Source organism: Streptomyces odonnellii, from assembly GCF_000981895.1.
Classification (GTDB): Bacteria; Actinomycetota; Actinomycetes; order Streptomycetales; family Streptomycetaceae; genus Streptomyces; species Streptomyces odonnellii.
Genome location: NZ_LATD01000096.1, coordinates 1 through 13,798 on the forward strand (window position 1 = coordinate 1; position 13,798 = coordinate 13,798).

Consider the following 13,798-nt stretch of genomic DNA (forward strand, 5'->3'; position numbering starts at 1 on the left):
ACGACACGGGCTCCATGCCGGCGTACGCCGCGGGCCCGCTCCCGCCGTACGACACGGGCTCCGTCCCCGTGTACGGCACCCCCGCCCCCGATGGCACGGTCTCCCCGCCGCCGCCCTCGTCCGACTCGGCTGCCTCCACCGGCCCGCTCTATCCGCCCCCGGCCGGGGAACCCTGGCACGCACCCGCAGGAGACCGACCGTGAACACCCCGCTCCCCGATGTCCCCGAGGTCCGCGTCGTCGGCCTCCCCCAGCTCACCCAGGGCTTCGACCTGGTCGAGCGGCTCGACCTCCCCATGCACCTCAAGGTGCACGGCCCGCTGGAACCGGTCACCGGGGAGCGGCTGGCCCAGCTCGCCGAGAACATGTCACTGACCGGCCGCGGCGGCGCCGGATTCCCCTTCGCCAAGAAACTGCGCGCGGTGGCGACGGCCGCGATCCGCCGGGGCGTACGGCCCGTCGTCGTGATCAACGGCAGTGAGGGCGAGCCCGCCTGCCGCAAGGACACGGTGCTGATCAACCGTGCCCCGCATCTGATACTCGACGGCGCGCTGCTGGCGGCCGAGGCGCTGGGCGCCCGCACGCTGATCGTCGCGGTCACCCGCAACTCCACCGAGGTGTCGATCCGCGCGGCGCTCGCCGAGCGCGGTCTCTCGGACCGGCGCGGACAGCAGTTGCGCGCGCGGGTGGTGCGTACGCCTGAGCGCATGGTCTCGGGCGAGGCGTCGGCCGTGATCCGCGCCATCGGCGGCGGTCCCGCCCTGCCGCCGGGCCGCCGTGAGCGCGCCGCCGAGTCGGGTGTCGGCGGTCTGCCGACGCTGCTGTCCAACGCGGAGACCTTCGCCCAGCTCGCCATCGGCGCCCGGATCGGCGCCCGCCGCTACGGCCACACCGGGCTGGACACCGAGCCGGGCACGGTCATGCTCACGATCTCCGGGGCGGTCGCGCGCCCGATGGTCGTCGAGGTGCCGACGGGGGTGCCGCTGCGGTACGTGCTCCAGATGGCCGGCGCCCCGCCGCTGCCCCAGGGCGTGCTGACCGGCGGCTACCACGGCAACTGGATCGACTCGGTGGCCGCCCACGAGGCCGTCGTCTCCAAGGAGTCCCTCGCGTCCTTCGGGGGCGCGCTGGGCGCGGGCGCCATCCTGCCGATCGGCCCCGAGACCTGTCCGCTGGGCGAGGCGCTCCGGGTCGCCAACTGGCTCGCGGCCGAGACGGCGGGCCAGTGCGGCCCCTGCAAGCTCGGGCTGCCCGCCGCCGCGGGCGGCCTCTCGGACGTCATCAACGGCGGCGGTCCCGCCGCGTTGGAGGCGCTGCGCGCGGTGACCCAGGCGGTCAAGGGCCGGGGCGCCTGCAAGCACCCGGACGGCTCCGCGCGCTTCTTCGCCTCGACCCTGTCGGCGTTCACCGACGACCTCGCCGCGCATGTGCTGGACGGCGGCTGCGGACGCGAGACGACGGGGGTGCTGCCGCTGCCCGGGCCCGGCTACCAGGACGCGGAGGAGTCGATCCCGAGCGGTGAGAAGCTCGCCGTGGACTGGACGCTCTGCCAGGGGCACGGGCTCTGCGCGGACATCGTCCCGGAGCTGATCAGACTTGGCCCCGACGGCTATCCGGCGCTCGCGGACGCGTCGGTCCCGATGCATCTGCGGGGGCGGGCCCAGCGTGCCGTGCGCCGCTGCCCCGAACTGGCGCTGCGTATCGAACAGCCGACGCCCGAGCGGCCCCGGCCCGTACGCGCGGCACTGCCGCCCGGCGGGGGCCGCAAGGCCCTGGGCCCCGGCCGGAGTTGAGCACGAGGACGGGCGGGGCCCTCAAGGGGTCCCGCCCGGTCCGCCCGGTCCCGCACATACGCGCTGCCGGGAGGACCCCAAGGGGGGTGCGGGTGGTGAAGCCCCCGCTACGCGAGACGGAGCCGGGCAAAAAGGAGAGAGCGAGGCCTGTCCGCGCTTTTCGCGGACAGGCCTCGCTCTCTCGCTCATGGAGCTAAGGAGAATTGAACTCCTGACCTCCTGCATGCCATGCAGGCGCTCTACCAACTGAGCTATAGCCCCTGGTGAACACCGCTTTCCGGGTCTCCCCTCAGCGGCATTGCCAACACTACACGGTCCTTTCCGCCCACCACCAAATCGTTTCCGTTCTGTCCGGTTGGAGAAGATCGGGCCGGTACTGTCGCCCTTCGTGACCGTTCCCGTACTCGTGCGGTTCGTCCGGAACAGCGGCCGGAGCGCGGCCCCGTACCGATCGCTGCTGATCGCCGGCGCCGTCTGCCTGGCCTCCTTCGCGGCGTTCTGGATCGCGCAGCGGGCCGCCGGGGTCTCGATGATCGATCTGCGGGTCTACCGGGCCGAGGGCCTCACGGTGCTGGAAGGCCGGGATCTGTACGCGATGCGCGCCACCGCGGCCCGGCTGCCGACGACCTACCCGCCGTTCGCCGCGCTGCTGTTCACCCCGCTCACCCTGCCGTCCGTGCCGGTGCTGCGGACGCTCGCGACCGCCGGGAATCTGCTGCTCCTCGTCGTCTTCGTACGCCTCTCCCTGCGGCTCGTCCTCCAGGGAAAAACACCGCCTCCTAAGGAGGAGACCGGAAAAGAGAAGGAGCCCGAAGAAGCTGCCGTGCCATGGGCGGCGACGCTCTGGGTGGCCGCGTTCGCCGTCTGGTGCGAGCCGGTGTGGACGACCCTGCGCTACGGGCAGATCAACCTCCTGCTGGCGGTGGCGGTGCTGTGGGACCTCTGTCCGAAAGACCCGGGCGACACGGCACGGGGACGTCGCTGGGCCGGTGCGGGCATCGGCCTCGCCGCCGCCGTCAAGCTCACCCCCGCGCTCTTCGCCGTCCTGCTGCTGCTCATCGGAGTGGTACGGGCCCGCCGGGCGGGCTGGAACCCATGGCTGCGCCAGGCCGCGACGGCGGGCGGGGTCTTCGCCGGAACGACCCTTCTGGCCGCCGCCCTGCTCCCCGGGGACTCGCGCCGCTACTGGACCGGAGTCGTCTTCGAGGCGGCCCGCGCGGGCCGGGCGGAGGACACCGCCAATCAGTCGCTGCGCGGGGTCCTGGCCCGGCTCCTGCACACGACCGATCCGGGGCTCTGGTGGCCCGTTGCCGCCGTCGTGGTCGCCGGGGCGGGGCTCACGGCGGCGGTCCTGGCGGCGCTGCGCGGGGAGCGCGCCGGGGCGGTGGCGGCCTGTGCGGCGACGGCGCTGCTGATCAGTCCGGTCTCCTGGTCGCACCACTGGGTGTGGTGCGTACCGGTGGTGCTGTTCCTCGCGGCGCGCGGAGGGACGGGACACGGGGCGACCGGGTGGGCGGCGGCGTTCTGGCTGGTCTTCTGTTCGTACGCCCTGTGGTGGGTACCCCATGGCTCCGGCGCCCCCGAACTGGCCCAGGGCGCCACCGAGATGACGCTCTCCGCGCTCTATCCGCTGACGGCCCTGGCCCTGATCTGCCGGCTGCTCGGGAAGACGGTCGGGGCGCGGGGGTACGGTCAGGCCGTGGCGAACGAGTAGAACCGCTTGAGCGTGCAGTGCTCGTCCAGGAGGCGGCCGTAGATCGGCTCGCCCTCCAGCTCCCGGTAGGTCTCGATGGGGTCGCCTTTTATGATCAGCGCCCGCGCGCACTCCTCGCACCAGTACTGGAACTCCGGATTGAGCGGGTCCATGTCCCGGACGATCGGCGTACCACTGCCGCACCAGTCGCATTTACGCCTGTGGGCACCCATCAGTCAGCTCCAGATGTGGCCGCAGGCCGTACACACGTAGGAAACCCCGCCATTGTCGCCGAGCACTTGAGCAACATGGGACGAACCGCACGAGGGGCAGAGAAGGCCGACGGGCACCTCCGCCGCGGGAAGCAGGTCATCGGGCTCCTCGATGCTGCTGGCGGACAATATGGCTCTCCCCTCCGGCCCAGTCCCCTCGGTCGTCCGATTCTGCCACGACCGGGCCAGGTGGTCAGCCGGAAAAAGCCGTCCGGTAAGGGCTTATACCGGACGCCGCCGGGTAACGGGTTGGCTCACCTTCTTTAAGAGGTCCTTTTTGGGGGGCCTTTAGGAGGCCTTCTTGAGGAGCCCGGCGAGCGCGCCCAGAACCGCCGCTCCCGCGAGCGCCAGCGAACACACCCAGAGCGCGTCGGCCGGCGCGGCGGGGCTCGCCTCCAGCCGGTTCAGGAAGAGTGTTCCGAAGGTCGCGACTCCGATGAGCTGGCCGAGCTGTGTGACGGTCGCGAGGAGCCCGCTCGCGTCCGCCGCGTCCTCCGGGCGTACGGTCGCCAGCGCGCCGGTCAGGGTGGGGCTGAAGCCGAGCGCCAGCCCCGCGCCCATCCCCGTGTAGGCGGCGTACATCGCGGGTCCGCCGTCTCCGATGTCGCGCATCACCCAGCCCACGGCGACGGCGGAGAGGGCGGTCAGCGCGAAGCCGCCGGGAACGAGCGCGCGCCGCAGCCCCGGGTGCCAGTTGCGCCAGGTCAGCCCGACCAGACCGAAGACCAGGGCCATGGGTACGAAGGTGAGTCCCGCGCGCAGAGCGCTGTAGCCGAGCCCGCCCTGGACATAAAGGGTGAGGGTGAAAAGGAAACCCGCGTTGACGGCCATCACAAGCAGGATCCGTACGGCCGCGAGTCCCATCCCCGGAATACGGAGAACCCGGGGCGCGACCAGCGGGGCGCCCCCGCGCCGGGCGAGCCGGGACTCGAAGGCCAGGAAGCAGCCGAAGAGGACCACGGCGGCGGCCATGGAGGCCCATGACCAGACCGGCCAGTCCTCCTCCTGGCCGAGGACCAGCGGCACGGTCAGGAGCGAGACGGCCGCGGCCAGCAGCACCAGACCGGGCAGATCGAGACCGCGGGTGCGCTCGGGCTCGTCACGCCGGTCCTGGGGCAACACCCGGGCGCCGAGCACCAGCAGCACGAGGCCGATCGGTACGTTCACCAGGAAGACGGGCCGCCAGCTCGCGCCGAACAGGTCGGCGCTGACCAGCACACCGCCGACGACCTGCCCCGCCGCCGCGCCGGTGGCGAGGACGGCCGAGTAGGCGCCGAGCGCCCGTACCCGCCGCTCGCCGATGAAGTCGCGCTGGATCAGGCTGAGCACCTGCGGGATCATCAGCGCCGCGCCCGCCCCCTGGACCAGTCGGAACGCGATCAACTGGCCGGTGCCCGCGGCCAGTCCGCAGGCGAGCGACGCGGCGGTGAAGACCGCGAGACCGCCCAGGTACATCCGGCGGTGGCCCAGCAGATCGCCGAGCCGGGCGCCGGTGATCAGCAGGACGGCGTAGGCGATGGTGTAGCCGGCGATGACGAGCTGGAGCGCGGCGCCGGACGCGTCGAGTTCGGTACGGATCGTCGGGGCCGCCACATTGACGATGAACACATCGAGCAGCGCCATGAACTGGGCCGCGAGCACCACGGCGAGCAGCAGCCCGGGCCGTCCTCCGGCACCGGCCTCCGGACCGCCGCCCGCGCTCGCGCCGGGGGCGTTGTCAGTGCCGTGGTCTTTACTGGATCCGTGGGTGTGCCGAGAGTTCTCGGGCGAGGTCGTCGTCATGGCACCGAGCCTGGGCGCGGTCGGGTACGGGTAACGAGAGCCCGCCGATGCTGGTACTGGCAGCACCTGGCAGAGGTGGGTTCACGGATCGACGATGGGGGCGTGACGACGATGGCAGTACGGCATGCGACCGACAGCGCGCCCGCGACGGGCGGGGCGGAGACAGCGGAGGCACGGGGCGTCCGGGCCGCGGCGGGCAGGCGCCGCAGAGCGGAGCTGGCGGCGTTCCTGCGCGGGCGCCGGGCCCGGGTGACCCCCGCCGATGTCGGGATGCCGCCGGGGCTCCGCCGCCGTACGCCCGGGCTGCGCCGGGAGGAGGTCGCCCAGCTCTCCGGGGTCGGGGTGACCTGGTACACATGGCTGGAGCAGGGGCGCCCGATCAACGCCTCGGCGCAGGTGCTGGACGCGGTGGCGCGTACGCTCCGGCTCGACCGGGCCGAGCGCGAGCACCTCTACCACCTCGCGGAGGTCCCACACGAACCGGATCCGCAGGCCGACGCGGAGGGGGTCGGACCGGAGATAGAGGGCATCCTCGACGCGCTCGATCCGCGCCCGGCGGTGGCGTACAACGCGCGGTACGACATCCTGGCCTGCAACGCCGCCTACCGCGGCCTCTTCGACTTCGTGCCGTTCCCGGAGACGGAGCACGGACTGCCGAACGCGCTGTGGACCCTGTTCACCGTTCCCGAGCACCGCTGTCCGCTGGTCTATCCGGAGGTGGAGCTGCCGGTGATGGTGGCGACGCTGCGCGGCGCGTACGGACGGCATGTGGGCGAGCCCGGCTGGGAGTCGTTCGTACGGCGGCTCTCGGCGGCCAGTGCGCGCTTCGCCGAGCTGTGGGGGAGCGGGGACGTGACCCCGCCGGGGCCCCGGGTGAAGACCTTCCGTCACGAGGAGACCGGAGAGATACGGATGACCACGGTGTCGCTGTCGGTCAACGGAATGCCGGAATGCCGGATCGTCGTCTACACACCGGTGGACGAGGAGAGCGGTCAGCGGATAGCCGTGCTGCGGGCCCGGGAACCCGGTGCGGACGCCTGAGGCCCGGTGCCAGGAGTACAAGTGGCGGTACGGGTGGCGATACGAGCGGCGAAGCTCGGCGAAATGTCCCCGAGAACGACGAAAGGCGAAGAGGCCCGCGCTTTCCGCGAGCACACTCCGCCGTCCCGATCCTGTGGAGCTAAGGAGAATTGAACTCCTGACCTCCTGCATGCCATGCAGGCGCTCTACCAACTGAGCTATAGCCCCTTGCGTTCTCCGCGCTCCGCGCCGTGAACAAGAAGAACCTTAGCCTGCGACCTGCCGGAAAGTGAAATCCGGCGGACCGCCGCCCCAAGCCGCTCAGTCGTCGTCGCCGAGCACCGGTTCGGGCAGGGTTCCCGCGTTGTGCTCCAGCAGCCGCCAGCCGCGCGCGCCCTCGCCCAGGACCGACCAGCAGCAGTTGGACAGCCCGCCGAGCCCCTCCCAGTGGCGCGCCTCCAGACCCAGCAGCCGGCCGATCGTGGTGCGGATCGTGCCGCCGTGGCTGACCACGACCAGCGTGCCGTCGTCGGGCAGCTTCTCGGCGTGGTGAAGCACCACGGGCGCGGCCCGGTCGGCGACTTCGGTCTCCAGTTCGCCGCCGCCGCGCCGTACCGGCTCGCCGCGCTTCCACGCCGCGTACTGCTCGCCGTAGCGCTCGACGATCTCCTCATGGGTCAGGCCCTGCCAGGCGCCCGCGAAGGTCTCGCGCAGGGCCGAGTCGTACGAGACGTTCAGCCGGGTGAGGGTGGCCAGCTCGGCGGCGGTGGCGGTGGCCCGTCTGAGGTCGGACGCGATGATCGCGTCGGGCTTCAGCGAGGCCAGCAGCCGGGCCGCCCGGCGGGCCTGAGCGGTGCCCGTGGGGCTCAGTTCGATATCGGTGGAACCCTGGAAGCGGCGCTCCAGGTTCCAGGACGTCTGGCCGTGCCGCCACAGGATGACGCGGCGGCCACGGCCGCTCCTGCCGCCGTTCAGCGCAGCTCACCGTCCGTCGTGCCGCCGGACCCGGCGGCTCCGGCCGCGCCCGCGACCCCGGCGTGCTCGGCGGCCTTGCCACGGGTCTTGACGGCGTCCTCGGGCAGGTCCAGCTCGGGGCAGTCCTTCCACAGCCGCTCCAGGGCGTAGAAGACACGCTCCTCGCTGTGCTGCACATGCACGACGATGTCGACATAGTCGAGAAGGATCCAGCGGGCGTCGCGGTCTCCCTCGCGGCGCACCGGCTTGGCGCCGAGCTCCTTCTGGAGCCGCTCCTCGATCTCGTCGACGATCGACTTGACCTGGCGGTCGTTGGGCGCGGAGGCGAGGACGAAGGCATCGGTGATCGACAGCACATCGCTGACGTCGTAAGCGATGATGTCGTGCGCGAGCCGGTCGGCGGCCGCCTGTGCGGCGGCGTTCACAAGCTGGATGGAACGATCAGTAGCGGTCACAAGCAGGCTTTCGTCGACGGTTGGGGCGACATCCAGGATCTCACGCCCCGCCACTCCCCGGCACGGCCATAAACGGGGCCCTCCTCAAGGCGCACCGAGGCCCCGTTCCAAGGCCCCGCACCGAGACCGAGCCCCGGGGCCCCGTGCCAAGAGCGCTCACCGCTGCCCCGGCCGAACCGCCACGGGGGTCCCGGCCGAACCGCCACGGGGGTCCGGGCCGGGACCGCCGCAGGGGTCCCGGCCACAGCACCCGGGCGCCTACTCGATGCTCACCTTGTAGTCCTCGCCCAGCACCACCGAGACATCGGCGTTCGGGGCGGGGGTGCCCTTCTTCACCGCGCTCGTCGGCAGGCCCAGCGTCTTGGCGACCTCCACCGCCTGCGGCTTGTTCGCCTCGTCGCCATAGCTGACCTGCGAGGACGTCAGCGCGGAACCGTTCCCGGCATCCACGAAGCCATAGCCGCCGTTGACCAGGGCGATCCGGGCGGACTCCGCCGCGTCCTCGTTCCCGCTCGCGTTCTTCACCCCGACCCGTACGGCGCTGCCCTTCTCCGGCGCGCTGACCGAACCGCCGAGGATGTCCTTGACCACACCGTTCGCGGCCTCGTCGCTGAGCGTGCCGTCCTCCTGCACGGGCAGGACCGTCGTCGTGTAGTCGCCGACCTTGGCGTGCTCGGCGAGCTTGGCGAGCGAGGCTCCGAGGTCCTTCTCGGGCAGTGAGGGGTCGAGGATCTGCGCCAGCGTCTCGACGGTGATCGTCGCGGCCTGCGGATCGTCCGACATCTTGCGCAGCACGCCCTGGAGCACCTGCCCGAACCGCTGGAGCTGCTTCGTCTCCGGCTCGCCCGGCCCGCGGTAGGTGGCGTACGCGACGGCCGTCCGACCGTTGAGCGTCTGGTCCGCGCCCTTCTTCACCACCGGCGGGTCGCCCTGCTTCGCGCCGGGCACCTCGATGTCGGTGGTCAGGTCGATGGTGCCGACCAGCTCGACGAGATTGTCCAGATACGGGGTGTCCAGCCGCCACGTGCCGGTGATCTTGGTGCCGAGCAGGGTGCCGATGGCCTCGCGGGTGCCGTCCGAACCGTCCTCGTCCACGGACTTGCCGAGCGTGGTGGAGGTGCCGTCGTCATTGGCGACCGCGAGGGAGTTGGGCAGCAGTACGGTCGTACCCCGGCCGGTCGTGGAGTTGTTGACCAGCAGGGCCGTGGAAGTGCCCTTCTGCTTGGTGTTGTGCAGGTGCACCACGATCACGTCGCGCTTCTGCGGTCCGGTGGCGGCGGCCTTCTTCTCCTCGGCCGCGGACAGGCCGGGCAGCTTGCCCGCGTACCAGAGGTAGCCGACGCCTCCGACGAGCGCCAGCGCGAGGACGACGATCAGCGCCACCACCCGGTTACGGCCCCGGCGCCGGGCCTCCTCGCGCCGCTCGGAGCGGCTCTCGGTGAACTTGAGCCAGTCGATGACGTCTTGCGAGTCCTCGTCCGGCTCCTCGATGAAGGAGAACTGCTCGGTCCGGTAGTCGCGGTCCTGCGCGCCCTCGCCGTCCTGGGACCCGTCGTGGTCCTGCGCGCCGGGGCGCCGTTGCCCGGGTACGGACGGCTGCCCGGCGGCGTCCGGCTCCTCCACCGCCCCGCCCACGGAAGGCTGTTGGTGCCCGACCTGCCCGACCTGCCCGACGTGCGGAGCCTGCCCGGCCTGCGGAGCCTGCTGCTGGTGCGGGATGCTCCACTGCTGCGTGGTGTCGACCGCGACAGGGGGCTGCCTGCCCGTCTCGTACGCCTGCTGCTGACCCGTGTCGTAGCCGTACCCGTACCCGTCGTACCCCTGCTGTTGCTGGGGCTGCTGATGCTGCTGGGTCTGCTGCGCGTAGGGGTCGTACTGCCCCTGGGACGGCGGCTGTTGGGGATGCTGGGGGTGCTGGGACTGCTGCGGCTGCTGCTGGGCGTACGGGTCGTATCCGTACCCCTGCTGCTGTTGGGGCTGTTGCGGCTGCTGGTACACCGGCTGCCCGTACTCGTCGTACCCGACGAGCTGGGGCTGCGTGTAATACGGGTCGTACGGATCGTACGGCTGCTGCTGGTCGTTCACCGGTGCCCCTCTCCGTGGCTCAGTCGCTCATGCGCCGCGGTACAACTGCCGTTTGTCGATGTAGCGCACCACACCGTCGGGCACCAAGTACCAGACAGGATCGCCCTTCGCGACCCTCTCCCGGCAGTCGGTCGACGAGATCGCCAGCGCCGGGATCTCCACCAGGGACACCCCGCCCTTCGGCAGTCCGTCGGCCGACAGATCGTGCCCCGGCCGTGTGACACCGATGAAGTGGGCGAGCGAGAACAGCTCTTCGTGATTCCGCCAGCTCAGGATCTGGGAGAGCGCGTCGGCCCCGGTGATGAAGAAGAGATCCGCGTCACCGTGCAGGGACCGCAGGTCCCGCAGCGTGTCGATCGTATAGGTCGGGCCGCCGCGGTCGATGTCGCTGCGGCTGACCGAGAACTGCGGATTGGACGCGGTGGCGATGACCGTCATCAGATAGCGGTCCTCGGCCGGGGACACCGCGCGCTGGGTCTTCTGCCAGGGCTGCCCGGTCGGCACGAACACCACCTCGTCGAGATGGAACAGCGCCGCCACCTCGCTGGCCGCCACCAGGTGTCCATGGTGGATCGGGTCGAAGGTCCCGCCCATCACACCCAGTCGGCGCCTGGCCCGGCTCTCGGGCCGGCCCAGGCCGGAGCCGGCTCCGGTCGCGTGGCCGGTGCCGGCGGACGCTCGCTGCTCTCCCATGCGTGCAGAGCCTACTTGCACCGGGTTACGGGCCGGGGTCAGCGGTCGCGGTTGAACCGGGTGGTGATCCACAGCAGCAGAAGCAGCCCGAACAGCGCCCCGCCGCCGATGAGGTACGGGCTGAGGCTTTCGTGGTTACCGCCCTGTTCGGCGCCCTCGGCGAGCATGACCAGGTTGGCGGCGGTGCCGTTGAGGCTCATCTTCAGCAGGCCCTATCCATCGTGTCGGACATCGTGTCGTAGCGAGACTTCGCGCACATCGTATGCGGGGCCCGCGGACACGCTCACGCCGACTCAGTCGTTGCGCTTCTCGGCGACTCGCTCGTTGTGGTTGCCGGGGCCCTTTCCGGGCTCCTCGGGACCTTCCCCGGATCCGTTGTCGCGGTATCCGCGCAGCAGGAACCACGCGAGGAAGACGGCTCCCACCATCGAGACGGCGAGCACGATCCGCAGTGTGTCGCCGGGTCCCTGCCCGTCGGTGGCCGCGGTGAGACGGGTGACGGCGAGCAGTGTGGCGGTGTCCGGCATGGCGGTTGCGCTCCTCGGTGGTCGGTGGCACGCCCCGGTCGTTCCGGCCGGCGCCCGCGGGCGCTCCCCGGGAATCGCGGCCGCGGCCCCCCTCCACACCGTAGACCCACCCCATAGGCTGGATCGGGTCAGGGGGACGAGCCTTGGACTCGTAGGAAGCAGGAAGCGGGGACATCCATGACCGAAGCCGAAGACAACCGCGAGCGGGACGCACTCCACCGGGACGCACTCCACAAGAATGTGCCGAGCAGGCAGCGCAAGCGCTTCCCCGGTATCTCCTCGCGGGCCTACGAACACCCCGCGGACCGCTCGGCGCTGGTGGCGCTGCGCAAGCTCAGCGGGTTCGACACCGTGTTCAAGGCGATGAGCGCGCTGCTGCCGGAGCGGAGCCTGCGGCTCCTCTTCCTCTCCGACTCGGTACGGGTGAGCGACGCGCAGTTCGCGCATCTGCACGCCATGCTGCGGGACGCCTGTTACATCCTGGATCTGGAGAAGGTCCCGGCCATGTATGTGGCGCAGGACCCCAAGCCCAACGCGATGTGCATCGGACTGGACGAGCCGATCATCGTGGTCACCACCGGGCTGGTGGAGCTGCTCGACGAGGAGGAGATGCGGGCGGTCGTCGGCCATGAGGTGGGGCATGCCCTCTCCGGTCACTCCGTCTACCGCACGATCCTGCTGTTCCTGACCAATCTGGCCCTCAAGGTCGCCTGGATCCCGCTGGGCAATGTCGCGATCATGGCGATCGTCACGGCGCTCCGGGAGTGGTTCCGCAAGTCCGAGCTGTCGGCGGACCGGGCCGGGCTGCTGGTCGGGCAGGATGTACGGGCCTCGATGCGCGGACTGATGAAGATCGCCGGGGGCAACCATCTGCACGAGATGAACGTGGACGCGTTCCTGGCGCAGGCCGAGGAGTACGAGGCGGCCGGCGATCTGCGCGACTCGGTGCTCAAGATCCTGAACGTACTGCCGCGTACGCACCCCTTCACCACCGTGCGGGCCGCCGAGCTGAAGAAGTGGGCGGAGAGCCGCGACTACCAGCGGATCATGGACGGTCACTATCCGCGCCGCGACGAGGACAAGGACACCTCGGTCACGGACTCCTTCCGTGACTCGGCCGCGCATTACGCGGACACGGTGCGCGGGAGCAAGGACCCGCTGATGAAGCTGGTGGGCGACATCGCGGGCGGCGCGGGGGATCTCGGCGGGAAGCTGCGGGACGTCTTCACGGGCGGCAGCAGTGGCGGTGGCAATGGCAGTGGCGGTACGGAGACCGGCTCGGGGGACAAGAAGTAACGGGTCCGGCCGGTCTGTCCTCAAGCGCCGGACGGGCGTCATCTGACTCTGACGTCACGGCTCACGTCACGGGTTCGGCTGGGCCGTGCCGGCCAGAGTGCCGCACAGCGCCGTATCGGCCGGGCCCGTGGCGTACGGGTCCGTGCCCGCCGGGTCGTCCGGCTTGGCCCGCTCCCCCGCGAGCAGCGGCCGCAGCGTCGCCGGCGCCTCGGCCGTGCACGCCTGCGGGCCCGCGAGCACATCGCTGCTCAGCACCTCCGTACGGTGCTTCAGCAGGTCCTCCACATCGAACCGGAACCGCATCTCGCGCCGTACGGTGAACAGCGACGCGTCCCGCACCGGCCGGGCCGCCGAAGCCGCCGGTCGCAGCGCGTACACGAAGACATGCTCCGAGACGACCTCCAGCGTCCCGGCCGAGGTCTGCTCGTACCGCAGCGTCCCGTGTGCGCGCACCCCGCTGCCGGCCGGTACGGCCTTCGCCGGGTCGAACCGTACGAGCCAGCCGGCCGGGGAGTGCCGGCCGTCATTGGCGGGCGCGGAGAAGCTGCGGTCGAACTGCGGAAGCTGGTCGGGGTCGAGCAGCACCCGCACCGGCCGCACCGTATGGCCCGCGAGGACGTCCGGGTCCATCGAGGACGCCACGAGATAGTCCTTGACGGTGGTCAGCGCGGCCATCACCTGGCCCTCGGAGAAGTCCCCGGTGTCCCGGGCCGCGGGCAGCGCGACCCCGGCCGCCCCCTCCCGGAACTGCGCCGCCGGGCTGCGCGCGAAGAGATCGTCGGGTGCCCCGCCCGGTACCCGGTCGCGCGGGGCCAGCGGGACGACCGCCATCCGTGCCTGCGGCACGGTGCCCGCCGTGATGGGCCGGTACGGATTGCGCAGACCGAGATAGATCGCGGAGCCGAAGGCCAGGACGATCACCAGCAGGAGGAGGAGCAGCCGCTTGGGGCCGTTCCGGAATCCGGAACGTCTGAAACGCCGTTTAGGCGGGGGCGGCGGAACCCGTCGTACGGCATGGCTGTGGTCCTTCATCCGCTCCTTGGCGGAGGCCTCACGGAGCCGGGCAGCTCGGATGAACGACTCGTCGAAATCGACGGACCCGTACTCGTCGTCACCTCCGCCGGGGAGCCCCTCAGGTTCCCCTTCGGGTGGGTCTCCACGCCCTGCCATACCTTCAGGGTAGGTCGGCGGGGGCGATCGTAAACGCT

At 71.2% G+C, this 13,798-nt stretch carries 13 protein-coding genes, 2 tRNA genes and 1 pseudogene; 5 read left to right on the forward strand and 11 right to left on the reverse strand.

Annotated features, from left to right (window positions below):
* Positions 1-203 (forward strand): annotated as a pseudogene (locus WH07_RS41050) (hypothetical protein); the annotation flags it as partial.
* Positions 200-1,792 (forward strand): NADH-quinone oxidoreductase subunit NuoF family protein, encoded by a 1,593-nt coding sequence (locus tag WH07_RS10665; RefSeq protein WP_046498552.1) that lies wholly within the window; start codon positions 200-202, stop codon positions 1,790-1,792. The pseudogene WH07_RS41050 and the gene WH07_RS10665, both read left to right, overlap by 4 nt.
* Positions 1,793-1,980: 188 nt before the next feature.
* Here WH07_RS10665 and WH07_RS10670 read toward each other — a convergent pair.
* Positions 1,981-2,053 (reverse strand) — tRNA-Ala (locus WH07_RS10670).
* Positions 2,054-2,180: 127 nt separating this feature from the next.
* Between WH07_RS10670 and WH07_RS10675 the strand changes: the two genes are divergently transcribed.
* Positions 2,181-3,506 (forward strand): glycosyltransferase 87 family protein, encoded by a 1,326-nt coding sequence (locus WH07_RS10675; RefSeq protein WP_232788814.1) that lies wholly within the window; start codon positions 2,181-2,183, stop codon positions 3,504-3,506.
* On the opposite strand, the gene WH07_RS10680 is transcribed toward WH07_RS10675, so the two are convergent.
* Together WH07_RS10680 and WH07_RS10685 are read right to left on the reverse strand one after the other, a co-directional pair.
* Positions 3,485-3,718, reverse strand: coding sequence for a hypothetical protein (locus WH07_RS10680; RefSeq protein ID WP_046498555.1), 234 nt, complete (start codon positions 3,716-3,718; stop codon positions 3,485-3,487). The two genes, WH07_RS10675 and WH07_RS10680, sit on opposite strands and share 22 nt — an antisense overlap.
* Positions 3,719-4,045: 327 nt before the next feature.
* Positions 4,046-5,539, reverse strand: coding sequence for an MFS transporter (locus WH07_RS10685; RefSeq protein WP_198533778.1), 1,494 nt, complete (start codon positions 5,537-5,539; stop codon positions 4,046-4,048).
* A gap of 111 nt (positions 5,540-5,650) precedes the next feature.
* On the opposite strand from WH07_RS10685, the gene WH07_RS10690 reads away from it, so the two are divergent.
* Positions 5,651-6,580: a helix-turn-helix transcriptional regulator gene (locus tag WH07_RS10690; protein WP_106409548.1), complete on the forward strand. Its 930-nt coding sequence runs from the start codon at positions 5,651-5,653 to the stop codon at positions 6,578-6,580.
* 134 nt (positions 6,581-6,714) lie between these two features.
* On the opposite strand, the gene WH07_RS10695 is transcribed toward WH07_RS10690, so the two are convergent.
* From WH07_RS10695 to WH07_RS10725, 7 genes are all read right to left on the reverse strand, one after another.
* Positions 6,715-6,787: transfer RNA gene (locus WH07_RS10695), tRNA-Ala, on the reverse strand.
* 93 nt (positions 6,788-6,880) lie between these two features.
* Positions 6,881-7,534, reverse strand: coding sequence for a histidine phosphatase family protein (locus WH07_RS10700; protein WP_046498557.1), 654 nt, complete (start codon positions 7,532-7,534; stop codon positions 6,881-6,883).
* Complete coding sequence (gene rsfS, locus WH07_RS10705; RefSeq protein ID WP_046498626.1) at positions 7,531-7,989, reverse strand: ribosome silencing factor; 459 nt, start codon at positions 7,987-7,989, stop codon at positions 7,531-7,533. The genes WH07_RS10700 and rsfS overlap by 4 nt, the downstream gene beginning before the upstream one ends.
* A gap of 258 nt (positions 7,990-8,247) precedes the next feature.
* Positions 8,248-10,074: an LCP family protein gene (locus WH07_RS10710; RefSeq protein ID WP_046498559.1), complete on the reverse strand. Its 1,827-nt coding sequence runs from the start codon at positions 10,072-10,074 to the stop codon at positions 8,248-8,250.
* A gap of 27 nt (positions 10,075-10,101) precedes the next feature.
* Positions 10,102-10,767 carry a nicotinate-nucleotide adenylyltransferase gene (gene nadD / locus WH07_RS10715; RefSeq protein WP_063775751.1) on the reverse strand — a complete coding sequence of 222 codons (666 nt, stop codon included), beginning with the start codon at positions 10,765-10,767 and terminating at the stop codon, positions 10,102-10,104.
* Positions 10,768-10,805: 38 nt separating this feature from the next.
* A complete protein-coding gene (locus tag WH07_RS40315) occupies positions 10,806-10,967 on the reverse strand; it encodes a hypothetical protein (protein WP_046498562.1) in 162 nt (53 codons plus the stop codon).
* A gap of 93 nt (positions 10,968-11,060) precedes the next feature.
* Complete coding sequence (locus WH07_RS10725) at positions 11,061-11,294, reverse strand: hypothetical protein (RefSeq protein WP_046498565.1); 234 nt, start codon at positions 11,292-11,294, stop codon at positions 11,061-11,063.
* Positions 11,295-11,471: 177 nt separating this feature from the next.
* On the opposite strand from WH07_RS10725, the gene WH07_RS10730 reads away from it, so the two are divergent.
* Positions 11,472-12,590, forward strand: coding sequence for a M48 family metallopeptidase (locus tag WH07_RS10730; protein WP_046498569.1), 1,119 nt, complete (start codon positions 11,472-11,474; stop codon positions 12,588-12,590).
* A gap of 66 nt (positions 12,591-12,656) precedes the next feature.
* On the opposite strand, the gene WH07_RS10735 is transcribed toward WH07_RS10730, so the two are convergent.
* Positions 12,657-13,760 carry an SCO2583 family membrane protein gene (locus WH07_RS10735; protein ID WP_046498571.1) on the reverse strand — a complete coding sequence of 368 codons (1,104 nt, stop codon included), beginning with the start codon at positions 13,758-13,760 and terminating at the stop codon, positions 12,657-12,659.
* Positions 13,761-13,798: the final 38 nt, after the last annotated feature.